The organism is Embleya sp. NBC_00888 (assembly GCF_045207655.1).
GTDB lineage: Bacteria > Actinomycetota > Actinomycetes > Streptomycetales > Streptomycetaceae > Embleya.
Genome location: NZ_CP108784.1, coordinates 4,745,919 through 4,771,996 on the forward strand (window position 1 = coordinate 4,745,919; position 26,078 = coordinate 4,771,996).

The 26,078-nt window shown below is 70.2% G+C and carries 24 protein-coding genes; 12 read left to right on the plus strand and 12 right to left on the minus strand.

The annotated features are described in order from the left end of the window. The first annotated feature begins 751 nt into the window (after positions 1-751). Complete coding sequence (locus tag OG948_RS20010; RefSeq protein WP_406297829.1) at positions 752-1,585, plus strand: helix-turn-helix transcriptional regulator; 834 nt, start codon at positions 752-754, stop codon at positions 1,583-1,585. 256 nt (positions 1,586-1,841) lie between these two features. On the opposite strand, the gene OG948_RS20015 is transcribed toward OG948_RS20010, so the two are convergent. Continuing rightward, on the minus strand, positions 1,842-2,702 hold the full coding sequence (locus tag OG948_RS20015; protein ID WP_406297830.1) for an SDR family oxidoreductase: 861 nt from the start codon (positions 2,700-2,702) through the stop codon (positions 1,842-1,844). Positions 2,703-2,878: 176 nt separating this feature from the next. Between OG948_RS20015 and OG948_RS20020 the strand changes: the two genes are divergently transcribed. Further along, a complete protein-coding gene (locus OG948_RS20020) occupies positions 2,879-3,280 on the plus strand; it encodes a winged helix-turn-helix transcriptional regulator (protein ID WP_406297831.1) in 402 nt (133 codons plus the stop codon). 142 nt (positions 3,281-3,422) lie between these two features. On the opposite strand, the gene dnaE is transcribed toward OG948_RS20020, so the two are convergent. Together dnaE and OG948_RS20030 are read right to left on the minus strand one after the other, a co-directional pair. Beyond that, complete coding sequence (gene dnaE / locus OG948_RS20025) at positions 3,423-6,971, minus strand: DNA polymerase III subunit alpha (protein ID WP_406297832.1); 3,549 nt, start codon at positions 6,969-6,971, stop codon at positions 3,423-3,425. Positions 6,972-7,180: 209 nt separating this feature from the next. Then, positions 7,181-7,510 carry a DUF2277 domain-containing protein gene (locus OG948_RS20030; RefSeq protein WP_406297833.1) on the minus strand — a complete coding sequence of 110 codons (330 nt, stop codon included), beginning with the start codon at positions 7,508-7,510 and terminating at the stop codon, positions 7,181-7,183. 506 nt (positions 7,511-8,016) lie between these two features. Between OG948_RS20030 and OG948_RS20035 the strand changes: the two genes are divergently transcribed. Together OG948_RS20035 and OG948_RS20040 are read left to right on the plus strand one after the other, a co-directional pair. After that, complete coding sequence (locus tag OG948_RS20035) at positions 8,017-9,009, plus strand: PP2C family protein-serine/threonine phosphatase (RefSeq protein ID WP_406297834.1); 993 nt, start codon at positions 8,017-8,019, stop codon at positions 9,007-9,009. 356 nt (positions 9,010-9,365) lie between these two features. Next, entirely contained in the window at positions 9,366-10,592 is a 1,227-nt protein-coding gene (locus tag OG948_RS20040) for an LLM class flavin-dependent oxidoreductase (RefSeq protein ID WP_395864547.1), read from the plus strand. 110 nt (positions 10,593-10,702) lie between these two features. Here OG948_RS20040 and OG948_RS20045 read toward each other — a convergent pair whose 3' ends face one another. Next, complete coding sequence (locus OG948_RS20045) at positions 10,703-11,419, minus strand: DedA family protein (RefSeq protein ID WP_406297836.1); 717 nt, start codon at positions 11,417-11,419, stop codon at positions 10,703-10,705. Positions 11,420-11,654: 235 nt separating this feature from the next. Here OG948_RS20045 and OG948_RS20050 point away from each other — a divergent pair, with 235 nt between their 5' ends. The 3 genes from OG948_RS20050 (at position 11,655) to OG948_RS20060 (ending at position 14,884) form a co-directional block, all read left to right on the plus strand. After that, entirely contained in the window at positions 11,655-12,191 is a 537-nt protein-coding gene (locus tag OG948_RS20050) for a hypothetical protein (RefSeq protein WP_395864543.1), read from the plus strand. Positions 12,192-12,272: 81 nt separating this feature from the next. Continuing rightward, complete coding sequence (locus tag OG948_RS20055; RefSeq protein WP_406297837.1) at positions 12,273-13,421, plus strand: CapA family protein; 1,149 nt, start codon at positions 12,273-12,275, stop codon at positions 13,419-13,421. 224 nt (positions 13,422-13,645) lie between these two features. Further along, the gene (locus OG948_RS20060; RefSeq protein ID WP_406297838.1) at positions 13,646-14,884 is read left to right on the plus strand and encodes an MFS transporter; all 1,239 of its coding nucleotides are present in this window, start codon (positions 13,646-13,648) and stop codon (positions 14,882-14,884) included. 21 nt (positions 14,885-14,905) lie between these two features. On the opposite strand, the gene OG948_RS20065 is transcribed toward OG948_RS20060, so the two are convergent. The 6 genes from OG948_RS20065 to OG948_RS20090 all read right to left on the minus strand — a co-directional run bounded on the left by OG948_RS20065 (position 14,906) and on the right by OG948_RS20090 (position 18,968). Next, the gene (locus tag OG948_RS20065; protein WP_406297839.1) at positions 14,906-16,090 is read right to left on the minus strand and encodes a methyltransferase domain-containing protein; all 1,185 of its coding nucleotides are present in this window, start codon (positions 16,088-16,090) and stop codon (positions 14,906-14,908) included. Positions 16,091-16,313: 223 nt separating this feature from the next. After that, a complete protein-coding gene (locus OG948_RS20070) occupies positions 16,314-17,180 on the minus strand; it encodes a helix-turn-helix domain-containing protein (RefSeq protein ID WP_406297840.1) in 867 nt (288 codons plus the stop codon). Continuing rightward, positions 17,177-17,689: a DUF6879 family protein gene (locus tag OG948_RS20075; protein ID WP_406297842.1), complete on the minus strand. Its 513-nt coding sequence runs from the start codon at positions 17,687-17,689 to the stop codon at positions 17,177-17,179. The genes OG948_RS20070 and OG948_RS20075 overlap by 4 nt, the downstream gene beginning before the upstream one ends. Next, on the minus strand, positions 17,673-17,867 hold the full coding sequence (locus OG948_RS20080) for a hypothetical protein (protein WP_395864530.1): 195 nt from the start codon (positions 17,865-17,867) through the stop codon (positions 17,673-17,675). The genes OG948_RS20075 and OG948_RS20080 overlap by 17 nt, the downstream gene beginning before the upstream one ends. A 130-nt stretch (positions 17,868-17,997) precedes the next feature. Continuing rightward, entirely contained in the window at positions 17,998-18,474 is a 477-nt protein-coding gene (locus tag OG948_RS20085) for a GNAT family N-acetyltransferase (protein ID WP_406297843.1), read from the minus strand. Positions 18,475-18,527: 53 nt separating this feature from the next. Beyond that, entirely contained in the window at positions 18,528-18,968 is a 441-nt protein-coding gene (locus OG948_RS20090; RefSeq protein WP_406297844.1) for a nuclear transport factor 2 family protein, read from the minus strand. 224 nt (positions 18,969-19,192) lie between these two features. Here OG948_RS20090 and OG948_RS20095 point away from each other — a divergent pair, with 224 nt between their 5' ends. Together OG948_RS20095 and OG948_RS20100 are read left to right on the plus strand one after the other, a co-directional pair. Further along, a complete protein-coding gene (locus OG948_RS20095; protein WP_406297845.1) occupies positions 19,193-20,302 on the plus strand; it encodes a S1C family serine protease in 1,110 nt (369 codons plus the stop codon). A 249-nt stretch (positions 20,303-20,551) separates the two neighbouring features. Continuing rightward, the gene (locus OG948_RS20100) at positions 20,552-21,517 is read left to right on the plus strand and encodes an RDD family protein (RefSeq protein WP_406297846.1); all 966 of its coding nucleotides are present in this window, start codon (positions 20,552-20,554) and stop codon (positions 21,515-21,517) included. 32 nt (positions 21,518-21,549) lie between these two features. Here the strand turns inward: OG948_RS20100 and OG948_RS20105 are convergent, their stop codons facing one another. Continuing rightward, entirely contained in the window at positions 21,550-21,741 is a 192-nt protein-coding gene (locus OG948_RS20105) for a ferredoxin (protein WP_395864520.1), read from the minus strand. Between the two features lie 308 nt (positions 21,742-22,049). Here OG948_RS20105 and OG948_RS20110 point away from each other — a divergent pair, with 308 nt between their 5' ends. Next, positions 22,050-24,086, plus strand: a complete 2,037-nt coding sequence (locus OG948_RS20110) for a serine/threonine protein kinase (RefSeq protein ID WP_406297847.1) — start codon at positions 22,050-22,052, stop codon at positions 24,084-24,086. 28 nt (positions 24,087-24,114) lie between these two features. Here OG948_RS20110 and OG948_RS20115 read toward each other — a convergent pair whose 3' ends face one another. Beyond that, positions 24,115-24,537: a hypothetical protein gene (locus tag OG948_RS20115; RefSeq protein WP_395864516.1), complete on the minus strand. Its 423-nt coding sequence runs from the start codon at positions 24,535-24,537 to the stop codon at positions 24,115-24,117. 230 nt (positions 24,538-24,767) lie between these two features. On the opposite strand from OG948_RS20115, the gene OG948_RS20120 reads away from it, so the two are divergent. After that, entirely contained in the window at positions 24,768-25,514 is a 747-nt protein-coding gene (locus OG948_RS20120; protein ID WP_406297848.1) for a nuclear transport factor 2 family protein, read from the plus strand. Positions 25,515-25,527: 13 nt separating this feature from the next. Next, the gene (locus OG948_RS20125; protein WP_406297849.1) at positions 25,528-26,067 is read left to right on the plus strand and encodes a nuclear transport factor 2 family protein; all 540 of its coding nucleotides are present in this window, start codon (positions 25,528-25,530) and stop codon (positions 26,065-26,067) included. The last annotated feature ends 11 nt before the right edge of the window (positions 26,068-26,078 follow it).

The window sequence follows — 26,078 nt, forward strand, 5'->3', positions numbered from 1 at the left end:
GGCAATCCTCCGGTCCGAATCGAAGCATCAAAGGCGCGATACACGCCCACTACGAGCCTGCCGCCCACGTGCCCCCGGGTCTTGAACATCCTTGCGCGGACCACGCGGGGCGGGCGGGTGGCGATGTGCGGCGGGGCGAGCACGGGTGTGGGGTTCGGGTGAAGGCGGGTCGCGGGTGGAGCGGAGTGGGCGCCGGCCCGGGCGGGGCAGCTGCGGGGGCGGCGTGCGGTGCGGCCAACGTGGCGTGGGCACGGAGGCTGCGCGGGCGTGGATCAAGGTGGGGCGAGTGTGGTGGTGGGGCGGGCGCAGCGGTGGGGCAACGTGACGGCTCAGGCGGGGTGTGTGGGCCGGTCGGGGGGTGGGCGTGAGGCTGCCCGGGGCGTGGATCAAAGCGGGCCGGGGGCGTGCGGCGCAGGTCGAGGCCGCGCGGAGCGGGGTGGAGTGAAGCGCAGGCGAGGTAGTGGTGGGGGCGGCGTGAAATGCGGGCCGGGGTGGGGCCGTTGCGTGGGCGGAGGCGGGTGGATGCGGCGGCGGCTCGATGCGTGAGTCCCGGTGGGGCGAGCGTGGCAGCGGTGTGGGGTGCCGGCTGAAGGGGGCGAGAGCGGGCATGAGATGCGGTCGTCGCGAGTGAGCGCGTGGCGGCGGCGAGGGTGCCGGAAAGGCATGTGTTGTGCGTGCAGGGCAAGGCGGGCGGGCGAGGGCCGGGTGCCGGTGCGGGGGTGGTGTCGGGGGGCGGGCGTAGCGTGGAGGTGTGTTGTCCGTTGTGGATGTCGTCGATCGGCCCGCGTTCGTGGTGAGTGCGGTGCGGTGCCGGAGTGACCATCGGGATTGGACGTCGCCCGAGGAGCGTGACGACCACCGGATCGTGCTGGTGCGCAGTGGCCGATTTCGGCGTTGGGTCGACGGTGTCGACGTCGACCTGGACCCGACCGTCGGTTATTTCGGCGTCCCGAAGCAGGAGGAGCGTTTCGCACACCCCGCCGGTGGCGACGTGTGTACGTCGGTGCGGGTCGCGCCGGAACTGTGGGCGGATGCGGCCGGCGAGCCGGGTCGCCGACCCGCGTGTTCGGCGCTGTACGTCGACGCGGCACTCGACCTCGCGCACCGAAGGTGTTTGTCGGCCGCCGAGGACGGCGATGTCGACTACGCGCTGGCCGAACAGGTGCTGACCCTGATTCGGCACGCGGTCGACCGGATGCCGGCGCGATCGCGTCCGGTCGAGTCGGCGCCCGACGATCGGCGACTGGTCGCGGCGGCGCGCGAGGCGATCACGACCGGTGACGCCGCCTCCGGCGCGTTGTTCTCGCTGGCCGAGTCGATCGGGGTGTCACCGTTCCGGCTGAGTCGGGTGTTCTCCCGGGAGATGGGCGTCTCGATCACCCGATACCGGAACCGGGTTCGGCTCGGTTCGGTGCTGGATCGGCTGGAGGCCGGCGAGGTCGGCTTGGCCGTACTCGCCGTCGACCTCGGTTTCGCCGACCAGGCGCACCTTTCCCGGACCGTGCGGAAGGAACTCGGGTACACCCCCACCGCACTCCGGCGATTGCTCGCCCCGGCGGCTCCGGGGGAGTTGTTCACCCGGTGAAGCGGCGGTGTCGCGGGCAGGCACCGTTCGTATGTGCTCGGGGTGTCCTCGCAGTCGGTCGGGCGGGACCGGACGGGTGTGCCGAGGGCGGGTACCCGGCGCGGTTTCCACCCGGTCGAGCGCGTGGGGGAGGCGATCCGCGCCTCCCGACACCACGCGCCAAGAGCGTGCGAAGCGCCTGAAACGCCCGAAGCGCCCCGGCCTGCTGCCGTGCTCGGGGCGCTTGGTGTCGGGAGGCGTCGGAACGGGTGCGCGGTCAGCCCTTGAGCGCGAGCGCGACCGTGTCCGCGAGCGGCGTGGTCGGGCGACCGAGCAGGCCGGACAGGTCGCCGGTGACGCCGGCGAGCGCGCCGTCGGAGATCTGGACGTCGGCGTCCACGATCAGCTCGACGAGGAACGGCGGAAGGCCGACGCCGTTGAGTATCTCGGTGTACTGCTCGGCCGGCAGGTTCGCGTACGCGATCTCCTTGCCGCTCTGCTTCGCCGTCTCGGCGGCCAGCTCGGCCAGGCTCCAGTTGTGGTCGCCGGTGAGCTCGTACACCTTCCCGGCCTGGTCGTCGCTGCGCAGTACGACGGCCGCGGCCTCGGCGAAGTCGGCGCGCGAGGCGGACGCGATCCGGCCCTCGCCGGCGGAGCCGGCGACCGCGCCGCGCTCGACGGCGCCGGCCAGCGAGCCGGTGTAGTTCTCGGTGTACCAGCCGTTGCGCAGCAGCACGGTGGGCAGGCCGGTGGCCGCGATCCGCGCCTCGGTGTCGCGGTGCACCCGGGACAGGCCCAGCGGGCTCTCGCTCGCGGCGTAGATGGAGGTGTAGATCAACTGCCCGACCCGCGCCTCGGCGGCGGCGGCGACCACGGCGGCGTGCTGGGCGATCCGGTCCGCCTCGGGACCGCTGCTGGACACGAAGAGCAGCTTGTCCGCGCCGGTGAAGGCCGGTACGAGGGTCTCGGGCCGTTCGTAGTCCGCCTCGCGCACCTCGACCCCGCGGGCGGCGAGGTCGGCGGCCTTGGCCGGCGTACGGACCGCGGCGACGATTTCCGAGGCGGGGGTGCCGCGCTCCAGCAGGGCGTCGATGACGAGGCGGCCGAACTGCCCGGTGGCTCCGGTGACGACGATCATGGCGAGCTTCCTCTCTTCCGCGCCGAACCCGTCGTCCGGCCGCTGTCCAAACGATTGCACTAACTTTTCGAAAGCGCAAGCGTTGGGAGAGCGCAGCACTTTCGAAAGTGCTGACTCGGAGGTAGCCTCAAAGCATGCCGACGCAGCCGCAGACGCACACGACGAAGGGGGCAGCGATGGAAACCGAGACCGAGACCGGGCCGGACCCGACCCCGGAGTTCGAGTTCGACGTGTTCGCGAAGGCGTGCGTCTCGCGTGCGGCCATGGAGCACATCACCGGCCGCTGGGGCGTGCTGGTCCTGGGCGGGCTGTACGACGGCCCGATGCGCTTCAACGCGCTGCGCCGCAGGGTCGACGGGGTCAGCGAGAAGATGCTGGCGCAGACCTTGCAGGCGCTGGAGCGGGACGGCTTCGTGCTCCGCGAGGTGCACAGCGCGATCCCGCCCAGGGTGGAGTACACGCTCACCGAACTGGGCGCCGCGACGGCGGCCAAGCTGCTCGACCTGATCAAGCACCTGGAGGGCCACATGGCGCAGGTGCTGATCGCACGCGAGGAGTACGACCGCGCGCACGCCTGAGGGCCCCAGGCCGTCGGTCGCGGAGACGAGTGAGGGATCCGCGGACCGGGCCGGGCCCGCGGAGACAACCGAGGGGTCGGGAGCACGAGCGTGATCCTCGTGCTCCCGACCCCTCGGTCGGTCCGGCCCGTTCGGGACCGGCTCAGATGCTCCAGACCCCCGCGCCCAGCATCGACTTGATCTCGCCCGCGAGGCCGCCCTCGGGGTTGACCCGGAAGTCCAGGTTGTAGCGGGTGCGCATGCGCGCGCTCTCCAGGATCAGGTGCACCGGGTTGTCCCCGGGGTGTGAGGAGAGCACCCGCTTGATGTCCTTCACCAGCTTTTCGTTGACCTTGGTGGTGGGCAGCCGCAGGCACACCGGGGCCTTGCCGCCGTGTTCGGCCGAGCCGATGTCGAGCGGGACCAGTTCGGAGCCGAACACGCTCAGCGCGCCGTCGCGTTCGTTGAGCCGGCCCTTGATGCTGACCGCGACGTCCTCCTCCAGCGCGTGCGCGACCAGCGTGTACGACTGCGGGAAGAACAACACCTCGATCTCGCCGTCGTGGTCGGCGAGGTTGATCATCGCCCACGGCGAACCGCTCTTGTTGACCTTGCGTTGGATGCCGGTGATCAGGCCCGCCAACTGCACCTGACCCTCGGTCCGGCCGGAGTTCTTCAGCTCGGTGATCGAGGTGTCGCGGTGTCGGGACAGGATGTGCTCGGCGCCGTCGAGCGGATGCGCGGAGACGTACAGGCCGAGCATCTCGCGCTCGGTGGCCAGTTTGAGCTTGCGCGGCCACTCCTGGTCGGTGAGCGTGAAGTCCAGCCCGACGGCCGGTTCCGCGGCGGCCTCGTCGCCGCCGCCGAACAGGTCGTACTGACCCGCCGCCTCCTGCTTCTTCAGGCCCACCACCGCGTCCAGGGCCTGTTCGTGGACGTCCACCAGGGCCCGGCGGGTGTGCCCGAGCGCGTCGAACGACCCGGCCTTGACCAGCGATTCGACCGCGCGCTTGTTGCACGCGGGCAGGCCGATCTTGGTCAGGAAGTCGGCGAAGGAGTTGAACTTCCCCTTGCTCGTGCGCGCCTCGACGATGTCGTTGATGACGTTGTCGCCCACGTTGCGGATCGCCCGCAGGCCGAATCGCACGTCGGAGCCGACGGCGGTGAAGTCGGCCACGGACTCGTTGACGTCCGGCGAGAGCACCCGGATGCCGGCCGACCTGGCGTCGGCCAGGTACATGCCCATCTTGTCCTTTTCATCGCCCACCGAGGTGAGCAGCGCGGCCATGTACTCGGCGGGGAAGTTCGCCTTGAGATAGGCCGTTTGGTAGGAAACCAGGCCGTACGCGGCCGAGTGCGACTTGTTGAACGCGTAGCCGGCGAACGGGACCAGTACGTCCCACACCGCCTGGATCGCCTCGTCACCGTAGCCGCGTTCGCGGCAACCCTCCTGGAACGGGATGAACTCCTTCTCCAGGACTTCCTTCTTCTTTTTGCCCATCGCCCGGCGCAGCAGGTCGGCCTGGCCGAGGCTGTAGCCGGCCAACACCTGCGCGGCACGCTGTACCTGCTCCTGATACACGATCAGACCGTAGGTGGGGCCCAGGACTTCGTTGAGCGGCTTCTCCAACTCCGGGTGGATGGGCGTGATCTCCTGCTGCCCGTTCTTGCGGAGTGCGTAGTTGATGTGCGAGTTCATGCCCATCGGACCGGGCCGGTACAGCGCGGAGACGGCGGAGATGTCCTCGAACTCGGTCGGCTTCATCAGCTTGAGCAGCGCGCGCATGGGGCCGCCATCGAGCTGGAACACGCCCAACGTCTCGCCCCGGGAGAGCAGATCGAACGTGGTCGGGTCGTCGAGCGGGATCTTCTCGATGTCGACGTCGATGCCCCGGTTGGCCTTGATGATCTTGATGGCGTGATCGATGATGCCCAGGTTCCGCAGACCCAGGAAGTCCATCTTGACCAGACCCATCAACTCGCACGACGGGTAGTCGAAGCCGGTGATGATCACGCCGTCCTTGTCCCGCCGGTGCAGCGGGATCAGGTCGATCAGCGGCGTCGAGGACAGGATGACCGCGGCGGCGTGCACTCCGGTGCCGCGGGTCAGGCCCTCGATGCCGCGCGCGGTGTCGATCACCATCTTCACTTCGGGGTCGGACTCGTACAGCGCGCGGATCTCGCCGGCCTCGGTGTAGCGCGCGTGGTCCTTGTCGAACATGCCCGCCAGCGGCATCGACTTGCCCATGATGTCCGGTGGGTACGCCTTGGTGATGCGGTCGCCGGTGGCGAACGGGAAGCCCAGGATCCGGCTGGAGTCCTTGATCGCGGCCTTGGCCTTGATCGTGCCGAAGGTGTTGACCTGTGCGGTGTAGGCCGAGCCGTACTTCTCGGTGACGTAGCGCACCATCTGGTCGCGCTGGCGGTCGTCGAAGTCGATGTCGACGTCCGGCGGGTTGATGCGCTCGGGGTTGAGGAAGCGCTCGAACAGCAGGTCGTAGTCGAGCGGGTTCAGGCCGGTGATGCCGGTGAGGTAGGCGACCATCGATCCGGCCGCCGAGCCGCGACCGGGGCCGACCGGGATGCCGTTGTCCCGGGCGTACTGGCAGATGTCGGCGACCACGAGGAAGTAGGAGTCGAAGCCCATGGGCGTGATCACGCCCATCTCCAACTCGATCCGGTCCAGCACCTCCTGGCTCGGGCTGTCGCCGAACCGCCGCTGCAGGCCCGCGGCGATCTTCTTGCGCAGGTAGGTCGCCTGCGTCTCGCCCTCCGGGACGTCGAACTGCGGCATCCGGTTGACCTCGGCGAACACCTCGTCGTAGGGCAGGATGCGCTCGGCGATCGCGAGGGTGTTGTCGCAGGACTCGGGCACCTCGGCGAACAGCCGGCGCATCTCGTCGGAGGTCTTGATGTAGTAGCCGGTGCCGGCGAACTTGAACCGGTTCGGGTCGGCCTTGTTCTTGCCCACGCCCACGCACAGCAGCGAGTCGTGCGCGTCGGCCTGGTCCTCGGTGACGTAGTGCGAGTCGTTGGTGGCCAGGAGCGGGATGCTCAGCTCCTTGGCGATCCGCAGCAGGTCCTGACGCACCGTGCGCTCGATGTCGAGGCCGTGGTCCATCAGTTCCAGGAAGTAGTTCTCCTTGCCGAAGATGTCCTGGTACGCCGAGGCCGCCTTGATCGCCTCGTCGTACTGACCCAGGCGCAGCCGGGTCTGCACCTCGCCGGACGGGCAGCCGGTGGTGGCGATGATGCCCTCGTGGTGCCGCGCGATCAGTTCGCGGTCCATCCGGGGCTTCATGTAGTAGCCCTCGATGGACGCCAGGCTGGAGAGCCGGAACAGGTTGCGCAGGCCCTGGGCGTTCTCCGCCCACATCGTCATGTGGGTGTACCGGCCGCCACCGGAGACGTCCTTGCCGCCCTCGCCGTCCTCGCTCGGGGCGCGCTTGCCGCCGGGCGCCCAGAACTCGGGGCGGCGGGCGTGCCGGGTGCTGGGGGCGACGTACGCCTCGATGCCGATGATCGGCTTGACGCCGTGCTTCTTGGACGTGCCCTGGAACTCGTAGGCGCCGAACATGTTGCCGTGGTCGCTCATGGCCACCGCCGGCATGCCCTGGCGGGCCACCTCGGCGAACAGCTTGTCGTTCTTCGCCGCTCCGTCCAGCATCGAGTATTCGGTGTGGACATGCAGGTGAACGAACGAGTCAGACACGGTGTGTGAGGCTCCTCGAAGGGGGCGGCGGGGACCATCCACCATAACGCGGCGCAGGCCGGCAACCGGGTGTCCGAGGCGGGTGTCCACGCCTGTCGGCGAAGGCTTTTCCGAGTCGTTTCCGACCCGTACCCGAGTGGCCCCGGAGTGGCCCGCGAAGTGGTCTGTGCGGTGGTTCGGCGGGGTTTGGTGGGGGTTCGCGAGGGGGGTCAGCGGGCGTCGGCGGGCTCCTCGGCGTGCGGGTGGGTGTGCGGGTGGGTGTGCGCTCGGGCGGCTTCGGCGGCGGCCTGTGCGGCGGCTTCGCGGCGGCGCAGCGGGGGGAGGGTGGGGGGTGGTTGGCGACGCTCGGGGAGCTCGGCGAGCAGCACCTTCGTGGCCTCGGCGATCGCGGCGACGGCGCGCTCGACGGCTTCCTCGGTGCGGGTCGACGTGGTCTGCACGCCACCTACTTTGCGGACGTATTGACGGGCGGCGGCTTCGATCTCCACGTCGGTGGCGGCGGGGTCGAGTCCGCGGAGCGTCGTGATGTTTCGGCACATACCTTCAGGCTAGGCGGGGTGGCCGACACGCACGCGGCGCGGCCGTTGCCGGTGGGCGTGGGTCGACCCGGGCCGGCCTGCCTTGTCCTCAAACGCCGGACGGGCTGGATTGGCTGCCTGTCGTCGTGGCCTTGCCGGCCTGCGGCCTGCTTTGTCCTCAAACGCCGGACGGGCTGGGTTGGGTTGCGGCCCGCTTGTCCTCAAGCGCCGGACGGGTTGGGTTGGCTGTTCGTTGTCGTGGGCTTGCCGGCTTGCGGCCTGCTTTGTCCTCAAACGCCGGACGGGCTGAGTTGGGTTGCGGCCTGCCTGTCTTCGGGTGCCGGGCGGGCTGGGTTGGGTTGTGGCCTGTTTGTCCTCGGGTGGCGGTGGGCTGGAGTTGGTTGGGTTGTCGGGTTGGGTGCGGAGGGTGGGGTGGGGGTTCGGGTGCGTGTTCGGCGCAGTGGCCGTTGCCTTGGGGGGGTTTGGGCGTTGGGACTTGTGTCGGTCGGGTGTGAGGAGGAGGGCGCATGGGTGCGGTCGGTGCGGGGCCCGGGCGGTTGTTGGTTTCGTCGGGGACGCGCGACCACCGCTACGACCCGGCGACCGCCTGGCGGGTGTACCAGGGCGAGGACGGCAGCCTCACGGTCAGCACGGACGCGTGGCAGGAGGAGTCGCACACGCTGATGGCGATCCGCACCGACTGGTACGCCGACGCCGCGGCGGCCTCCGCGGCGGGCGGGATGCCGCCGGACGTGGCCGGCCGGGTCACTCGCGCGCTGGGCACCGAGCCGGTCCCGCCACCGCCGTACCGCGACTTCGCCGAGGCGTTTCGCGCGGGCGTGACGCCGTCCCACCCCGAGCCGGTCGCCGGCCTGGAGCTGGCCGTGCGGCACCGGCCCGCGCAGGACGAGTTCGGCGTGGGCGGCGACTGGTACGACGTGTTCACGCTGGACGACGGCCAGGTCGCGCTGGTGGTCGGCGACGTCCAGGGCCACGGTGCGGGCACGGCGCCGATCATGGCCAGGATCCGCACCCTGCTGCACGCGTACGCGGTGGTCACCCCGGACCCCGGCCGGACGCTCGCCCTGGTGAACGACTTCCTGGACCGGTTCCCCGGCCCGGCCTACGCCACCTGCACGCTGGCCTACCTGGACCCGGCCACCGGCAGCCTCCGGGTCGCGCGTGCCGCGCACCCGCCGCTGCTGCTCGCGGATCCGGCCGGCACGCCGCGGATCGAGGACGTCGAGGGCGGGCTGCCGCTGGGCATGCTGGCCGATCAGGGCTATCCGTGCACGACGCTGACCGTGGCCCCGGGGGAGACCCTGGTGCTGGTCACCGACGGGCTCGTCGAGGGTCCGCAGTTGTCCTTGGACCGGGGCATGGAACGGCTCGCGCACCGCTTCGAACGCAGCCGGGGCCTGGATCTGGAGGCGACCGCGGAGCGCCTGTTCGGGCTTGCCGACCTGACCGGTCATCGGGACGACGTGACCTTGTTGTTGGCGCGTACCAAGGCGGGTTGAACGCGCCCCATTTCGCCCGTCGAAACGATCTTGCCCTAAAAGCGCGGCGGTGATTGTCGACCGCTCTTCGATTTCGGGCCGGTCGGTGTTTTCCGATGCGTTCATCGGGGCGCTTCCGCGCGGTCGCGGCAGGGGTGTCGCGGGCCACAAAGGGCCGTTCCGCTGGATCTTCGGCCTTTGCCGCGAGAGGATCTGACTATGCGTCAGCTCGATGTCCCGGGCGGCGCCTGACATCTGACGTGACGTTAGCCACGTGTAAACAAAGTTCCGGCCGACGCTCGCATACTGTCCCGTACGCAGACCTCATACAGGCGTACGCAGCGCTGGTTGAACCAGGCGATTTTGGGAGGCTCCACGTGGAGTTCGGCATCTTCCTGAACGGGTACACCCCCGGTCCGGCCGCTCACGATCGCGCGAGCGAGCACCTCGTGCTCATGCGCGAGATGGAATTGGCCATCAAGGCCGACAAGCACAACTGGAAGTACGCCTGGTTCGGCGAGCACCACGGTCTGGTCGAGTACAGCCACATGTCGGCTCCCGAGGTCGTCATCGGCTACGTCGCGGCGAAGACCGAGCGGATCCACCTGGCGACCGGCATCAACAGCCTGTCGCCGCGCAAGGAGCACCCGGTCCGCTACGCGGAGCGCGCCGCGATGATGGACCACATCACCGAGGGCCGCTTCGAGTGGGGCACCGGTCGCGGCGCGGGCAGCCACGAGATGGCCTCGTTCAACATCATGGACAAGAACTCGACGAAGACCGAGTGGGACGAGGTCGTTCGCGAGATCCCCCGGATGTGGGCGCAGACGGACTACACGTTCGAGGGCGACCACTTCACCGTGCCGACCCCGCACGACATCCACCCGAAGCCGTACGGCGAGTCGCACCCGCCGATCTGGGTCGCCTGCGGCAACCCGGCCACCTTCGGCAAGGCCGGCTCGATGGGCATCGGCGCGATCGCGTTCAACTTCGAACCGGTCCACAACCTCAAGGGCCGCATCGAGGCCTACAAGGAAGCCGCCGAGAACCCGGTCGAGATCATCGGCGACTACCAGAACAACAACGTGATGATGACGAACGCCGTCATCTGTCTGTCCGACCGCAAGCGTGCCCGCGAGATCGCGCTCAGCAAGGGCCGCGGCTACCTGGTCACCCTGGTGAACCTGTACCACGACACCATGCCCAAGTCGGCGGACGCGATCACCTGGCCGTCGCCCACGTTCGACCTCTCGATGGGCGGCGACGAGCTGCTCGACGAGCTGATCAAGGGTGGCTACATGCTCGTCGGCACCCCCGACGAGGTGTGCGAGCAGGTCGAGGCATACCAGAACGTGGGCTGTGACCAGCTCGTCTTCGGTATCAACGACGGCATGACGCACGAGGAGAACCTCGAGATGATCGAGCTCTTCGGCGACAAGGTCATCCCCGCGTTCGACAAGGACCCGGAGCACTCGACCACCAAGTACCGCCGCACCGCGGTGCCCAAGTTCGGTCGCTTCCAGGGCGCGGGCCCGGACCCCGACCTCAAGGTCGAGGTGCTCCCGACGAGCGCGGTCCTGCCGCTCCCGTACCCCTCGGCGTAACGCGAGCAGCACGCGGGCGGAACCAGGCGACACGCACCAGGCCATCGGGGCATCCCGGTGGCCTCGTGCGTTTCGGCACCGGGTCGCCACGTGCCGCGGCGCGGGCGGGATCAACGCGCCGGTGGGTCCACCGGGCGGGTTCGCGCCGCGTGAGGTTCGAGCTCCTCGGGCGCATCGTCGTCGGGACGCCCGTCCACGTCGTCCCCGGCACGGCGTCGCCTGCGCCGGTTGCGGGCGGCGAGGACGCGGCGGGCGACCTCGACCGCCGCGGCGATCACCGCGGCGGTGGCCAGACCCGCGCCGATGCCCTTGATCGGGCTGTCCTTGAACGCGGTCCCGCCCCAGAAACCCAGCATCACGCCGTAGATCGCCCAGGTCAGGCCCGCGATCGCGGTGAACACCCGAAACCGCGCGAGCGGATACTCGACCATGCCGGCGACCAGCGAGATCGCGGTCCGACCGCCGGGGATGTACCGGCCGACCACGATCATCGCGCCGCCGCGTTCGGCCAACCAGCGTTCCGCCTGCTTCCGGGCCCGTTGGCCGCGCTCGCCGCTGAGCATGTGCCGGTTCGCGAACGGTTCGGCCCACCGACCGATCGCGTAGGTGATGTTGTCGCCGAGGAAGGCGCCGATCGCGCCGGCCAGTATGAGCAGGAAGAGGTTGGGCGACCAGCCCGTGACGGTGGCGAAGACACCGCACGCGATCAGCGCGCTCTCGCTCGGCAGGATCGGCAACATCGCGTCCAGGAGCGCGGTGAGGAAGACGATCAGGTAGGCCCACGGCGAGCCCGCGAAGGACATGATCGGGTCGAACCACGCGTCCACGCGCACTCCCTCCTCGTCGTCCGGTGGCGGTCCGCGACCGATTCGGCCGATGCCTCGCTCGATCGTTCGGTCCGGGTTTCTGTTCGGCGGCTACCCGTCGAGCCCGGAAACAAGGCACCGTGCGCCGATCGGTCGAACGTCTGTCAGGCTTGATCCCTTCGGCTCGGCCCCTCGATCGACGCGGGTCGTGCGACGCGAAGCATTCGAAGCAGACGAACAACGCGAGGGACGTGGCATGGACGCCGTTCACGAAGGCCTGGACGCCGTGCGGGCGGAGCTGGTCGGCCTCGATCGCCCCGTGGTGCGCCTGTTGGAGCCGGGTCTGCCGGCCGAGGCGGTCCGTACCCGGGTGGGTGCCGAGGTGCCCGCCGAACTGGTCTCCTGGTTCGGCTGGGCGGACGGCACCCGCGAGGAGCCGGACCAATTGGTGGACGAGGCGTCGTTCATACCGGGCTACGTGTTGGTCAGCCTGGCCGAGGCGCTGGAGTTTCGCGAGGAGGTCGAGATGGACCAGCCGGAGGGTGTGCAGTGGCTGCCGCTGCTGGTGTCCCCGGCCGCCGACTTCTACGCGGCGGTCTGGGACGGTGCGGACGTCCAGGTGGCGAGCTACGTGCAGGGCGCGGACGAGCCGATGGTGTACGCGTCGATCCCGCTGATGTTGCGCACGGTCACCGAGAGCTTCCGGACCGGGGCTTTCGAGGTGGACGAAGAGGGCTACTTCGACATGCACCCCGAGCTGTGCGACCGGGTCTATGAGGCCCTGAACGGCTGATGCGTGGCACGCGGATGAGGTAATTCTCGTCACCCCACGGCGCACGTACGGGCGCGTACGTCGCTGGGCTACCTTGTCCGCGTGTCTATACCCCGCCGCCGGACCGTCGCGCTCGGCCTCGTTCCGCTGCTGATCGCAGGTCTGGCCTCGTGCGGACTGCTCTCCGACTCCGGCGACTCGTCGGGCAAGACCAAGAACGCCTCGGACGCCGATCCCGTGGTCGGCAGGCCCTACCCCTCGGCGGCTCCGGGCACCGGCTCCGCGCCGCCGCCGGCCACGGCCGCGCCCGGGACGGAGATCACCGTCGCGCTCGCGGGCGACGTGCACTTCTTCGAGCGCACCCAGTCGCGGCTGAACGCCGGCACCGAGGGCGCGCTCGGCCCGATCGGCAAGACGCTCGCGGCCGCCGACCTGGCGATGGTCAACCTGGAGAGCGCGATCACCGAGCGGGGCACGCCGGAGAACAAGACGTACCACTTCCGGGCCCCGGCCAAGGCGCTTACCGAACTCCATTCGACCGGCATAGACGTGGTCAGCATGGCCAACAACCACGCCGTGGACTACGGCAAGGCCGGCCTGGAGGACTCGATCGCCGCGGCGCGGAACCCGCCGATCGGCGTGGTCGGCATCGGCAAGGACGCCGAGCAGGCGTACCGCCCGTTCGTCAAGAACGTGAAGGGCGTCAAGGTCGCGTTCCTGGCCGCGAGCCAGGTGCAGGACATCACCAACCAGCTCTACCAGGCGGGCAACGCCAAGCCCGGGATAGCCACCGCGTTGCAGACCGACCGGCTGGTGCGCGCGGTGCGGGAGGCGAAGGCGCAGGCGGACGTGGTGATCGTGTACATGCACTGGGGCATCGAGGGCGACAAGTGCCCGAGCGCGGACCAGAAGAGCGTGACGCGCAAGCTCGCGGACGCGGGCGCGGCGGCGGTGTTGGGCACGCACGCGCACGTGATGCAGGGCGCCGGCTGGCTGGGTGACACGTATGTGGGCTACGGCTACGGCAACTTCCTGTGGTATGGCACGTCGCCGTACCCGAACTCGGACGACACCGGCGTGGCGACCCTGACCATCAAGGACGGCAAGGTCGTCGGCGAGAAGTTCACCCCGGGCTCGATCGACAAGCGCGGCGTGCCGATGCCGGTGACCGGTGCCGAGTCCAAGCGCATCCTGGACCGTCGGGAGACGTTGCGGTCGTGCACGGGGTTGACCGCGGCGCCGAAGAAGTAGCGCGGCACTCGGGGGTCCCGCGGGCGTGCGGTGAGCGGGGCGATGTCGGCCGGCTCGGGACCGGGTCGAGATCGCGGTGGTGTTGGTAGATTGCCGGGCATGTTCCTCCTCTGTGCGTAGGACCGCTCCGGCCGAGCCCCGTCGACGGGGCCGGTCGTTCGAGCGTCCACACAGGTTTTCGGTGCGGCCGGGTCGTGCCGACTTCGCGGAGGAATCCCGACACCGTGGCTGACGAGCCCGCTTTCGTTCGTGCCGACGCGCGTCCCGCGCCGGTTCCCTCCTATGCCGCCGTGCTGCGGATCCCTGGTGCCCGACGGGCGTTCGGGGCCGCGCTGGTGGGGCGACTGTCGTACGGGACGGTCGCGCTTTCGCTTTTGTTGGCGGTCAAGGCCGGTACCGGGTCGTACGCGGTGGCGGGCACGGTGATGGCGCTGTTCGGCGCGACGAGCGTGTTCCTGTCGCCGGCGCGGGCGGCGCTGGTGGACCGGTACGGGCTGCGGCGGGCGTTGCCGCCGATGGTCGCGGTGTACGCCACCTTGCTGGTCGGGATCGCCGCGGCGACCTGGCGGCCGGGGGCCTCCGGGGTGTGGTTGGGGGCCGCGGTCGCGGCGGCCGGGGCCTGTACGCCGCCGGTCGGTCCGGTGATGCGCGCGCTGTGGAGCGAACTGGCCCCCGACCGCGAGCTGTTGCAGCGCGCGTACAGCCTGGACGGGGTGGCCGAGGAGATCGTGCTCGCCTTCGGGCCGTTGCTGGTGGGCGTTCTGGTGGGCCTGGCGCCGGCGGCGACCGGGGTGCTGGTGAGCGCGGGGCTGATCTCGGTCGGCACGCTCGCACTGGTGTCGTCGCCGGCGGTGGGACGGTCGGCGGCGCGTGCGGAGGCAGCCGTGCCGGACGGCGTGCGGCATCCGGCACCGGCCCGAACCGGCTTGTGGCGGGCGGTGGTTGCCGCCGCCGGGGTCGGGCTGTGTCTGGGCGGGATCGACCTGCTCGCGGTCGCGTTCGCCGACCGGCGCGGGCACGCGGCGGCGGTGGCCTGGATCCTGGCCGCGCTCTCGATCGGCAGCGCGGTGGGTGGCCTGACGTACGGGGCGATCCGATGGCGGGTCGCGGCCGACCGCCGGCTGCCGCTGCTCGCGCTCGGCCTGGGACTGTCCCTGGCCGCGGCCGGGCTGTCGCCGAACCTGTACGTCCTGGCCGCGGCCGCCGCGGTCACCGGCCTCTTCGTGGCGCCGACGATCACCACCGCCTACCTGTCGGCCGACGCCTGCGCGACCGCGAACACCCGGACCAGGGTGGGCGCGTGGGTCAACACCGCACTCAACGCGGGCGCCTCGACCGGCACCGCGACCACGGGCCTCCTGATCGGCCGGGTGCCACTACCGCTGATCTTCGCGGTGGCGGCCCTCCCGACGCTGTTCGCCGCCGCGACGATCACCATCCGCCCTGCCCCACCGGAGTCGTGACGCTCCGTCGGGCCACGGCGCTCATAGCGTCCAGGACAGGGCTTCGGCACCCTGCCCGGTCGGAAGCCCGCCGGAGGTGGGGGCGGGGATCCGGGCTTCCTGGGAGCCGTCGGCGGAGACGGTCCAGCCGAACGCCTCCACGCTCGGCCGGCCGGCCGCGCACCAGCGGGCCCACGCCGCTTCGATCTCGTTCCACAGGTGGCGCGGTCCGTGTCGACGCACGGTGAAGGCGTCGAGTTGCCGGCCGTCGTAGTCGACGCTCGCCCACGAGGTGCCGGCCTCGTCGCCCACCCACAGGCGGGTGTGCACACCCTCGACGTCGGGGTCGTCGTCCCAGTGCTGCCAGACGCCGGGCACCATCAGGCCGATCGCGAACTCGGCGACGGGGTCGCCGCCGGCCACGTCCCAGGGTGACAGCGCGGTGCCGCTCGACGCGGGGACCTGGTCCGGGAGGACGACCTGGCGGATGTCGGTGACGCGGGAGCGGTGTCCGCGCAGGTGCATGAACGCTCCGCCCGCGCGGAAGCGGCCGTGTGCTCGGCCCAGGTCGTCGACGGTGGCCACGAGGGTGCCGTTGGCGGTCCAGGCGGTCGCCCACGGCGTGACGATCACGGCTCCGGGCCGGCACTGCCGAATCCGGGCCGGCGGGAGGTGGGTTACCGCCGCGCCCGACAGGATTCGGTCGTAGGGGGCGCCGGTGGCCCAGCCATCGGCGCCGTCTCCCCAGACGACGGTGGGATGCCACCCGAGCGCGGCCAGGCGGGTGCGTGCGGCCCGGGCGAGCGCCGCGTCCACCTCGATGGTCACCACGTGTCCGTCGCCCAGCCGATACGCGAGCAGTCCGGCGCTCCAACCGGTCCCGGTGCCGATCTCCAGGACGCGGTGCCCTTCGGTGACTTCGAGGGCCAACAGATGCGCCGCCACGATCGAGGGTTGCGACGCCGAGGAGGAAGGCCACTCCGGCCCGCCCGGTCTCGGCGCGCCGCCGTCGCACACCTGCACGACCACCGGCTCGTTCGCGTACGCGGCCGACCACCAGCGTCGGGGGTCCTCGTCACGCTCGCAGCGCTCGTGTCGATCGCCGTCCGGCCGACGCAACCACACCACCTGGGGCAGGAACGCATGGCGCGGGATGCCCACGAAGGCGTCCCGCCACCCTTGGGGCAACTCACCGACCGACTCCTCGATCAGGCGGAGCAGACCCACCCGGACCTCCTTCGTCCCCTCGGCGCCCACGGACACCCGCCTCACCGCCCCTTCGGCGTGCCGGGACGAGCGGGCTTGTCCGGTGGAATGGGCGGCGGAACCGGCTTCTGCGGCTTGTGCCCGTCATCCGTCGCGGGGTCGCGATGCTTTCCCATGAAATCTCCTCGACAAGGTTCGAAGTTGCTTTCCATGGATACTCAGGCCTGCTGCCAAATGTCCAATTTCAGTCGCGTTCCTGCATCGACTGCGTTCGGAAGGATGCGGCCCAGGATTCGATTTCCGCCCGTGCCTCGTCGCCGGAAAGTGAGAGGCCGGTGAAGTACTCGAACAGGCTTCGGTGATATAAAACGTCCTTCGGGTCGCGGAAGACCAGTTGTCCGCTGAACAACTCGACAGTTACCAGGTGGTCGCCATAGACGACGAACGTATTGAACGGGGCATCCGTCAGTCGGCGACGGAGCGGCAATATATGCACGTGGATCTGCGGGAGTCTCGATACGGCAACAAGGTGATCCAGTTGTAGCGCCATTGCCGATGCCTGGCACAGTTGCCAGCGGATTGCGGACTCCGTCAAAAGGAAGTCGAATCGTTTCCGGCGATCATGCAGTACCGACTGTCGTTCGAGCTTTATGGCCATCATCCGTGCCGTGTCACCGGCCGCGGGGTCGACGGCCGGTGCCAGGGCCTGCCGCATGTACTCCGGCGTCTGGAGCAGGCCCGTGATCATCACCGGCAGGAAATGTCGGATGTGATCGGCGCCGGCTTCGAGCGCCGCCAACTCGCGTTGGCGGTGGTGGAGACCACGCCGGACCGACGTGCGGACGTCTTCGTACTCGGTGTTGGCCACTTCCGCCAGGCGGGTGATCTCGTCTGCGGTTGCGGTATCCACGTCGAGGGCTTCCAGTATCTGCCGCACGTCGAGGATGGACGGCAGAGTTCGTCCGGTTTCGATCCGGGAGATCTTGCTCTGCGACATGGCGCATCGAATCGCCAAGCGCTCGCCGGAGAGACCGCTTGCATTCCGCAGAGCTCGCAGGGCCGAGGCCAGGCGCAATCGGTCCCGGCCCGCCTGTCGCGGGTCGAAGGTCAATCCGAGAGATATTCCGAGAGGGGGACGGACAGGGCGATTGCCGTTTCCTTCGACCAGCGATACCAGGCGAGATCCGGAGACTCCAGCAGAATGCGAGCAATCTGAGCGCCGTGTTCGTCGTATCGCATCTCGACGACTTTCGAGTCGTCGAGCATCCAGAAATCTGAAGGCAGCGAGGGGACGTCCTGAAGGCTCGTCGTGTCGAGAATTCTGACGTCTTCACCGGCCGCGACGTTGTAGCGATATGCCGCGAACTCGTATCGAAGGTAATCGGACAGGGGCGGTGTGACGACGTGGACCCGTCCGACCCGGCGCCCGCTCCTCCGGTAGCGGGCGAGCTTCGTCAGCCACGGATCATCTTCGGGAAGGGCCAGACGGCCGGTAGCCAGGAAATCGGCGTATTCCTGCTCTTCACCGACCATGGAATACGCGGACAGCGTCTCCAGTCTGAACGCTTCGTGTGCGAACGAGTCGAAGAACGCGGTCCAGCGCTCACCAGCCAAGTGCACGCGCGGCCTCCCGGAGCACCTCTTCCGGCAGCGAGACGACTGCCTCCCCCTCAGGCGTTCGGTGATCCACGAGGAAGCCTTGAACGGCGATCGTGCCGTTCAGGTCGGTGGTGAAGACAGTCGGGCAGTCGTTCGACCGACATTCCGGATTCCCGCCCGCGACGCGCGACAGCTTCATGTTTCGCCCTCCGTGTTCGTTCGACTACCTATGGGGACGCTAGGAGATGGCGACGAGCCGGGGCAAGGGCTACTCGCGTTGCTGCATAAAACGGGCGCGGGGACGTGGCCTGGGTGCCGAGGGCGTCGGGTCAGCGTTCGGCGAGGCGGGCCAGGGGGTTGCCGGTGAGGCGGTAGCCGAGCCATTCGCGTTCAGGGAGGGCGCCCAGGGAGTCGTAGAAGCCGATACTGGGCTCGTTCCAGTCCAGGACCGCCCATTGGAGGCGCGCGTAGCCGCGGGAGATGCAGATGGCGGCGAGGCTCTCGAGGAGCGCCGTGCCGTGGCCGCCGCCGCGGGCCTGGGGGCGGACGTACAGGTCCTCGAGGTAGATGCCCGGTACGCCCTCCCAGGTCGAGAACGTCGTGAACCACAGGGCGTAGCCGACCACCTCGCCGCTTTCCTCGTCCTCGGCGACGTGTGCGAAGGCCGCCGGGTTCGGGCCGAAGAGGGCCGTGTGGAGTTGGGCCTCCGTCGACTTGACCTCGTGCAGCAGCTTCTCGTAATCGGCGAGTTCGCGGACGAGGGTGTGGATGGCGGGGACGTCTGCTGCGGTGGCTTCGCGGATCATGGTGCGAAGCTATCGCGACCCCGCCGGTCGGCTCGGGGGATTTTCCGCCCGCGCTATGCCGTGGGCGCCATGTACATGTAGGACTTCTCCTCGCTGCGCGAGGAGATCCGCCAGTCGCCGGCCACGCGCGTGAACGTGTCGATGTACCACAGGCCGCAGAACATCACCGGGCCCGGCGTCTCGTCGTCATCGCCCTTGAAGACCATCGGGTTGTGACACATCGTGCGGCCCGTGGCGGTGTCGCCGTCGACGGTGATCGACGAGTTCGATATCAGGTGCTGGTAGGCACCGAAGCCCGGCATCACCGAGGCCAGGAACTCCTTCGTCTCCTTCAGGCCGCCCTTGGAGCCGCCCATCGCCGAGTAGTCGATCAGGGCGTCGGCGGTGAAGACCGTGTCCAGGGCGTCCCAGTCGCCGGTGTCCACGGCGTGCGAGTAACGGACCATCAGGTCCTGGATCTCCATCCGGTCCGAGATCTCCTGAAGCGTCAGCATGTGCGTGCCCACCCTCTCCGGCCCTGCGGCGTCGTTCCGTGATCACGGGTCGATCCGAGGGGCCAACTTGACACGAACAAGCACATGGCGAAAGAGGCACCGCCTCGGCGGGGCGGTGAAAAGTCCGGTCCTGGGGTTAGTACGAAGAATGCTCGGGGGACTGGCCCCGCTATCGGTATCCGGGCCGTCGTTCGGCGGCAGCGGCCGAATCCGAGGGAGACATCGTGGGCAGGACGACGCGGCGGCGGGTCACGGGCGCGCTGACGGCCGTTGTGATCGCCCTGGGCGGGTTGGGCGCGTGCAGCGACGACGACGGGTCGAAGAAGGACTCGTCCAAGGACGGCGCCACCGCCGGCGCCAACGTCGCCTCGGGTTCGGCCGCGCCGAGCAACGCGCTCGCGAACGACCTCCAGGCGAAGTACCAGGAGGTCGTACGCAACGTGCTGCCCTCGGTGGTCCAGATCACCACGCAGACCGGACTCGGCTCGGGCGTCGTCTACGACGACAAGGGCAACATCGTCACGAACGCCCACGTGGTCGGCCAGGCCACGACGTTCGAGGTCACCCTCCCGAACGCGAGCAAGCCGGTCACCGCCAAGCTGGTCGCCGCGTTCGCCCCCGACGACCTCGCGGTGATCCGCCTGGACAACCCGCCCGGCGACCTCAAGCCCGCCAGGTTCGCCGACTCCGCCAAGCTCCAGGTCGGCCAGATCACCATGGCCATGGGCAACCCGCTCGGCTTGGACTCCAGCGTCACCGAGGGCATCGTCTCGGCCGTCGGCCGCACCGTCAGCGAACCGCAGAGCACCGGCTCGACCGGTGCGACCATCTCCAGCGCGATCCAGACCTCGGCGGCGATCAACCCGGGCAACAGCGGCGGTGCGCTGGTCGATCTGGACAGCCAGGTGATCGGCATCCCGACCCTGGCCGCGACCGACCCGGAGACCAACGGCGGCGCGGCGCCCGGCATCGGCTTCGCGATCCCGGCCAACACGGTCAAGTCGATCGCCGACCAGATCATCCGGAACGGCAAGGTCGACAACTCCGGCAAGGCCGCGCTGGGTGTCACCGTGCGCACCGTGGCGGGCTCCAACGGGCGGGCCTCCGGCGTCGGCGTGGTCTCCGTCCAGGAGGGCGGCGCCGCCCAGGCGGCGGGCATCCGGCAGGGCGACGTGATCACCTCGATCGACGACCAGCCGATCACCGACGTCGCGAGCCTGTCCGAGGCACTGGGCGGCAAACGACCGGGCGACAAGGCCACGGTGAGCCTGGTCCGCGCCGGCAACGGCAGTCAGGCCACCGTGGAAGCGACCCTGGGCGAGCTCGAGAGCTGAGCGAACGGCCGTCGACCCGAACACCCTCTCGACCCGGGCGCGCCCCCGACCCGACACACCCCCGACCCGGCCCGCCGCCCGATCCCGACACGCCCCCGACCCGATCCACCGTCCCTCGGCGCGAGGGACGATCTACGCGATACCGTCCCGCTCATGACGATCCCCCAGCCTCCACGCGGGCCCGGGTCGCCGTACGGGGAGCAACCATCCGTCGACGGTGACCCACACCTGTCCTGGCACCAACCGCCGGTGACCGCAGCACCCCTGATCCCGGATCAGGGGCAACCACCGCCGCCCGGCCCGCCCGCCGCGCACTTCGACCCGACCCAGCCGCCGCTACCGCCGCCGGCACCGGCCGCGAGCCCGACCGACTCCGGCGAACTCCCGCTCGCGTCGCGGACCATGCGCCTGATCGCCCGCACCACCGACTACCTGCTCACCACCGCGCTGGTGCTGCCCCTGTGGTTCCTGGCCTACCACTACCTCCAGACCAAGGCCACCGACCTGCCCACGAAGGTGGTTCGCGACGCGTTCCTGGACGTCGTGTTCGGTCGGGCCGGCGAAGCCCAACGCGCGCCGCTGGAAGCCGTGGACGGGCTGTGGGGCACCACCAAGACCCTGCTGCTCCTGTTGATCCTGGCGCACCTGCTGGTGCCCACCCTCTACGACTGGTTCATGCACGCCAGGTTCGGCCGCACGCTGGGCAAGATCATGGTGGGCGCGAAGGTGGTCCCGGTGGGCACGTCGGCGCAGGCGGTGCGCGGCCGGGTGCCGGTCGGCGGGTGGCGATCGGCCCGGCGCACCCTGGTGGCCGTGGTGGTGCCGTGGGCCGCGCTGCTGCTCACCTGGTACGAGATCGCGCTGCGCCAGTGGAGCATGGCGGGCCTGTTCGCGCTGATCACCCTGATCGGCTTCCTGGATCCGCTGGCCGTGCTCGGCCCGCGCCGGCGCACGTGGCACGACCGGACCGCGGGCACCGTGGTGGTCAACGTCAAGCTGCTCGCCCGGGGTTGGTCGGCCACCCGCAACGCTTCGGCGGCGATGGCCCAGGGCGCCCGAGAGGCGTCCGGCAGGGTGGCCCAGGGTGCTCGGGGCGCGTCCGGCGCGGTGGTCCAGGGCGCTCTGGGCGCACGTGAGCGGTGGCAGTCGACCAGGGCCCGCTCCGACGACCGGTCGTCCGGCCCCGGCGACTCGGGCCGACCCGGGGCGGGTTGAGGTCGTACCCGCCACCCCGGGACGGCCGCGGGTCAGTCCTGGATCGAGATGGCTCGGGTCGGACAGAGCCGAGCCGCCTCCTCCACCTGCGGCCGCAACCCTTCACCCGGGTTCTCGTTCAGGATGTAGAGGAAGTTGTCATCCCGGACCTCGAACACCTCGGGTGCCTCGGCCATGCAGAGTGCGTTGCTCTTGCACTTGTCGAAGTCGACGACGATCTTCACATTCGGCCCTTCGGTCGTGGAAGCGGTGCGATGCGGCGATACCTCGAAGCGGTGCCGGACGACGGCCTCCTGCGGTGGTGCGACCCGGTGGCCGCGCCCGCCGACACGCGAACCGTCGTCCCGCGCCGGGGCGTTGGCACACCCGGCGCAACCGCTGGCCTATCACGCGACCCCTCGGGTAAGGCGAGCCTTTTCGCTCGAACGGGGAACCAGCCGGTGCCCTGGGGAGGTCACAAGACCGGATGAGAGGATTCCATCCCGGTACGGCCGCAGCCGCGGGCCGGCGAACCAACACGGGAGGCACGTCCATGACGGCCGAGGGCGGCGCCGAGATACGTCCGTTGCGTCCGGGAGACCCACAACACATCGGACCGTTCCGGATCACGGGCAGACTCGGCGCGGGTGGAATGGGCGCGGTGTACGCGGGCCTGGACGGCTACGAACGCCGCGTCGCGGTCAAGGTCGTGCACGCGCAGTACGCCGACGATCCGGAGTTCCGGGCCCGGTTCACGCGCGAGGTCAACCTGCTGCGCGCGATCAAGGGCACGTGTACCACACCGGTGCTCGACGCCGATGTGGACGCCGAGACACCGTGGTTCGCGACCGAGTACGTCCCGGGCCCGACCCTGGACGTGCGGGTCAACCAGGGCGGCCCGATGCGCGGCGACGAGCTGATGGGCCTCGCGGCCGGGCTCGCCGAGGCGCTCGTCGCGCTGCACGACGCCGACGTGATCCACCGTGACCTGAAACCGCAGAACATCATCTGCTCGCCCGCCGGACCGCGCGTGCTCGACCTGGGCATCGCGCGCTCGATGGAGGACAGCGGACTCACCCGCACCGGCATGATGATCGGCTCGCCCGCGTGGATGAGCCCCGAGCGCTTCAAGGGCCACGACAGCACGCCCGCCGCCGACGTGTACGCGTGGGCGATGCTGATCACCTACGCGGCCACCGGGGTGATCCCGTTCGGTACCGGCGCGCCCGAGGTGGTCGCGCTGCGCGTGCTCCAGGAGGAGGCCGACCTGTCCGGCGTGCCGGACGCGTTGCGCCTGATCGTCAAGCGCGCGGCCGACAAGGAACCGCACTACCGGCCGCACGCCCGCGAGTTGCTGGCCTCGGTCACCCATGTGTGGCGCGGCGCGCTCGGCACCGCCGCGGCGCCCTCGCTCGACCCGGTCGCGGACGCGACGTCGCTGATCGGGCAGTTGTGGACCACGCCCGCGTCCGGCGGCCCGTGGCAGGTCCAGCAGAACCAGCAGCAGATGCCGCAGACGCCGCAGCCTCGGGTGTACGAGCCGCCGCGCGGTCCCGCGCGTTCGGGCGGCACCGCCGCCTTCGGCGCACCCAGCGTGCCGCCACCGCCCGCGCACGGCGGACCCTCGCACGACCCGTACGGCGCCTCCCCGACGCAACCGCCGCTGTATCGCGACACCCCGACCTCGGGCGCACACGGCATCCCCTCGCAGCCCTCCGGCCAGTACGGCGCGCCTTCGGGGCAGTACGGCGCCCCCTCCGGCCAGTACGGCGCGCCGTCGGGCCAGTACGGCACCGCCGGCCAGGCACACGGCACCCATCAGCACCAGGCGCCCGCCAGTGGCGCGTTCACCCCGCCCCCGGCCGGCCACGGCGCGGACACCCCGCCGCCCACCGGGCGGGCCGCGGCCCGGCAGGGCGCGGCCGGCGGCGGTGCGGGCCGCAAGCGGGTGGTCATCGTGGCCGGCGCCGCGGTGGCGGTGGTCGCGATCGCCGCCGGCGCGGTGTTCGCGTTGCGCGGCGGCGACGGGGACAAGACCAAGCCGAAGGCGAACACGAGCCCGTCCGCCGAGACGCCCAAACTCACCGGCAAACCCGGCGGCTTCACCCAGGACATCCAGGGGATGAAGTTCGCGGTGCCCGCCACCTGGGAACTCAAGCAGGTCAGCGACACCGAGGTGTGCGTACTGCCGGCCGCGACGCCGGCCGCGTTGCGCACCACGTGCGAGCGTGCCGGGCTGCGGATCTGGGTCGGCAAGAACGACCAGCGCAAGGTCGACTTCAAGAATCAGGCGAACTGGACTTTGGGGGCGAAGGCGACCTGCGTGACCCGGGCCGACGACGCGGTGGCACCGACCAGCAAGACGGACGGGAAGAAGTACGCCGAGCCGGGCAAGGGCAGCCTGAAGTACGAGTACGCGTCGTACAGCGTGACCTGCAAGAGCGGCGACTCGTTCCAGCCCCAGTTGTGGTGGTTGCCGCAGTCGATGATCTCGTTCTCCACGGCGGGCATGTCCCGCGAGTACGACGCGGACCTGAACAAGATCCTGGCGTCCGTGGACGTGACGAACTACAAGAAACCCAAGGTGTAGCCCGTCACGTCCGGCGGGACGCGGTGGGCTAGAAGTCGGCCGCCGCTGCCACCGGCAGGAACGGGTTCTCCGGTCCGGCCGGGAAGGAGCTCCAGCTCTGCTCCTCGTAGAGGTTCATCAACTCGTGCTCGGACTCCTCGGTGTCCGGCCACTCGGCGTTGACGACCACATGCACCGAGGGCTGGGGATACTGCTCCCACCACTGGACTATGTGGCCCTCGCCGTCCACCGGGACGGGGTGGTGCTCGACCCGGTGGACCATCATGTAAGGTCCGCCGGTCCACGGCCCTATGTGTGCGCCCCCCAGCGGGATCGCCGAGACCGAGTCGCCGCCGCGCGGCAGGGCGGGCCCGGCGAAGTCGCCCGAGAGCAACGAGCCCACGTACCCCGTCGGGGGACGGTCCGGTGGGACGTCCTGGTAGAAGTCCACCCGGACCCTGTACCGGATCACTCGCGTCCCCTCCGCTTCGTTTTCGTCTTGGTGGCGTGCTCGCTCGGAGCCCGGCCGGCTTGTTGCGATCGGTAATACGTATACCAGCCGGCGACGGTTCCGTTTCGTCGATCGGGCGGGGGCTGGACTTCCCGGCGGGGCGCGGGCAGGATCACGCGCACCGGAGGCGGCAGGCAGCGCCCGGATCTCTCCGTGCGCCCAGGCTCGCCGGACGAATGCGGGGAGGCACGATGGGCGGCAGCCGGGACGAGGTGGCGTCGGCACTCGCACGGGGTGGGCCGGGCGCGGGCGACGCGGGCGAGCGGGTGCGCCGATTCACCGAGTGGACGATGGTCGACGGCGACCTGGTCTGCCGCTACGTCTGGCACAACCTGCCGGATCCCACCGGCGGCGCCACCAGGTACACGGTGCCCGGGACCGAGATCGTGCGCCGGCTCGGCGACGGCGATCGCTTCGAGACGGTGGGCGAGTTCCGCAACGGCGACGACACCGACGCGATGATCGCGCGCTGGCACGCGGCGGGCGGTCCGGCCGCCGGGCACGACGGAGCCGAACTGCGCGGCATCGTCGGCTGGGCGCCGGAGCCGATGCCGGTGCCGACCCCGCGCGAGGAGATCGAGCGGGCCTTCGGCGACTTCGCGGTGCGGCTGACCTCGGCGTCGGCCGGCGGCGAGTGGGCGCCGGTGGCGGCGGTGTTCACCGACGAGGTGCGGGTGCGCGACCACGTGATCGGCTTCGTCGAGGGCCGGCACGCGTTGAGCGCGTACATCCGCGACGGTGTGCGCCGCTCGCCGTTCACGCGCTACCCGATCCGGCTGCGGATCATCGACGGAAATCGGGTCTCGACGGTGGTACGCGCCGAGGGGCCCGTCGGCGGCCTGGACGTCAACGTGGTGCTGCACTACGCGGGCGAGGGCCGCTGGTCCTACGTGGAGGTCGTGTACAACCCGCAGGAGATCGGTCGTCCCCCGGCCTGACAAGGTGTCGGGTATGGACGACGTGCAACGGCTGCTGGCCTACGAACACATCCGTCAACTCGCCGCGCGTTACGCGCTGGCCCTGGACAGCCGGGACCTGGACGCGCTGTGCGCGCTGTTCGTGCCCGATGTGCGGGTGAGTCGGCAGGAGTCCGGGCGCGCCGCGCTGCGGGCGTCGTTCGCGGCCCAACTGGCCCCGCTGGGGGTGAGCATCCTCAATGTCGGCACACACGTGATCGACCTGTCGGACGCGGATCACGCGACCGGCCACGTGTACTGCAAGGCCGAGATCCAGGAGGGTCCGCGCTGGTTGCATCAGGCGATCCTGTACCGCGACGTGTACGAACGGCGGGACGGCACCTGGTACTTCGCCCGCCGGCGACACGACCTGTGGTACGGCGCGAACGTCGGCGCCAACCCCGTGGGGCTGCCGCCGGCGAACTGGCCCGAGCGTTCCTACGGCTCGGGCACGGTGCCGGCCATCTGGGACACCTGGCGGGAGTTCCATCGATCCTCGGACGAAGGGGACCGATCGGGTTCCGTCCGGGGATGACGGGGCAGGCG

Bases quoted from the DNA above. Each gene is read 5' to 3' on its own strand.
- OG948_RS20015 (WP_406297830.1), bottom strand. From the start codon at position 2,702: ATGATCGTCGTCACCGGAGCCACCGGGCAGTTCGGCCGCCTCGTCATC.
- OG948_RS20020 (WP_406297831.1), top strand. From the start codon at position 2,879: ATGGAAACCGAGACCGAGACCGGGCCGGACCCGACCCCGGAGTTCGAG.
- OG948_RS20030 (WP_406297833.1), bottom strand. From the start codon at position 7,510: ATGTGCCGAAACATCACGACGCTCCGCGGACTCGACCCCGCCGCCACC.
- OG948_RS20035 (WP_406297834.1), top strand. From the start codon at position 8,017: ATGGGTGCGGTCGGTGCGGGGCCCGGGCGGTTGTTGGTTTCGTCGGGG.
- OG948_RS20050 (WP_395864543.1), top strand. From the start codon at position 11,655: ATGGACGCCGTTCACGAAGGCCTGGACGCCGTGCGGGCGGAGCTGGTC.
- OG948_RS20080 (WP_395864530.1), bottom strand. From the start codon at position 17,867: ATGAAGCTGTCGCGCGTCGCGGGCGGGAATCCGGAATGTCGGTCGAAC.
- OG948_RS20085 (WP_406297843.1), bottom strand. From the start codon at position 18,474: ATGATCCGCGAAGCCACCGCAGCAGACGTCCCCGCCATCCACACCCTC.
- OG948_RS20090 (WP_406297844.1), bottom strand. From the start codon at position 18,968: ATGCTGACGCTTCAGGAGATCTCGGACCGGATGGAGATCCAGGACCTG.
- OG948_RS20110 (WP_406297847.1), top strand. From the start codon at position 22,050: ATGACGGCCGAGGGCGGCGCCGAGATACGTCCGTTGCGTCCGGGAGAC.
- OG948_RS20120 (WP_406297848.1), top strand. From the start codon at position 24,768: ATGGGCGGCAGCCGGGACGAGGTGGCGTCGGCACTCGCACGGGGTGGG.
- OG948_RS20125 (WP_406297849.1), top strand. From the start codon at position 25,528: ATGGACGACGTGCAACGGCTGCTGGCCTACGAACACATCCGTCAACTC.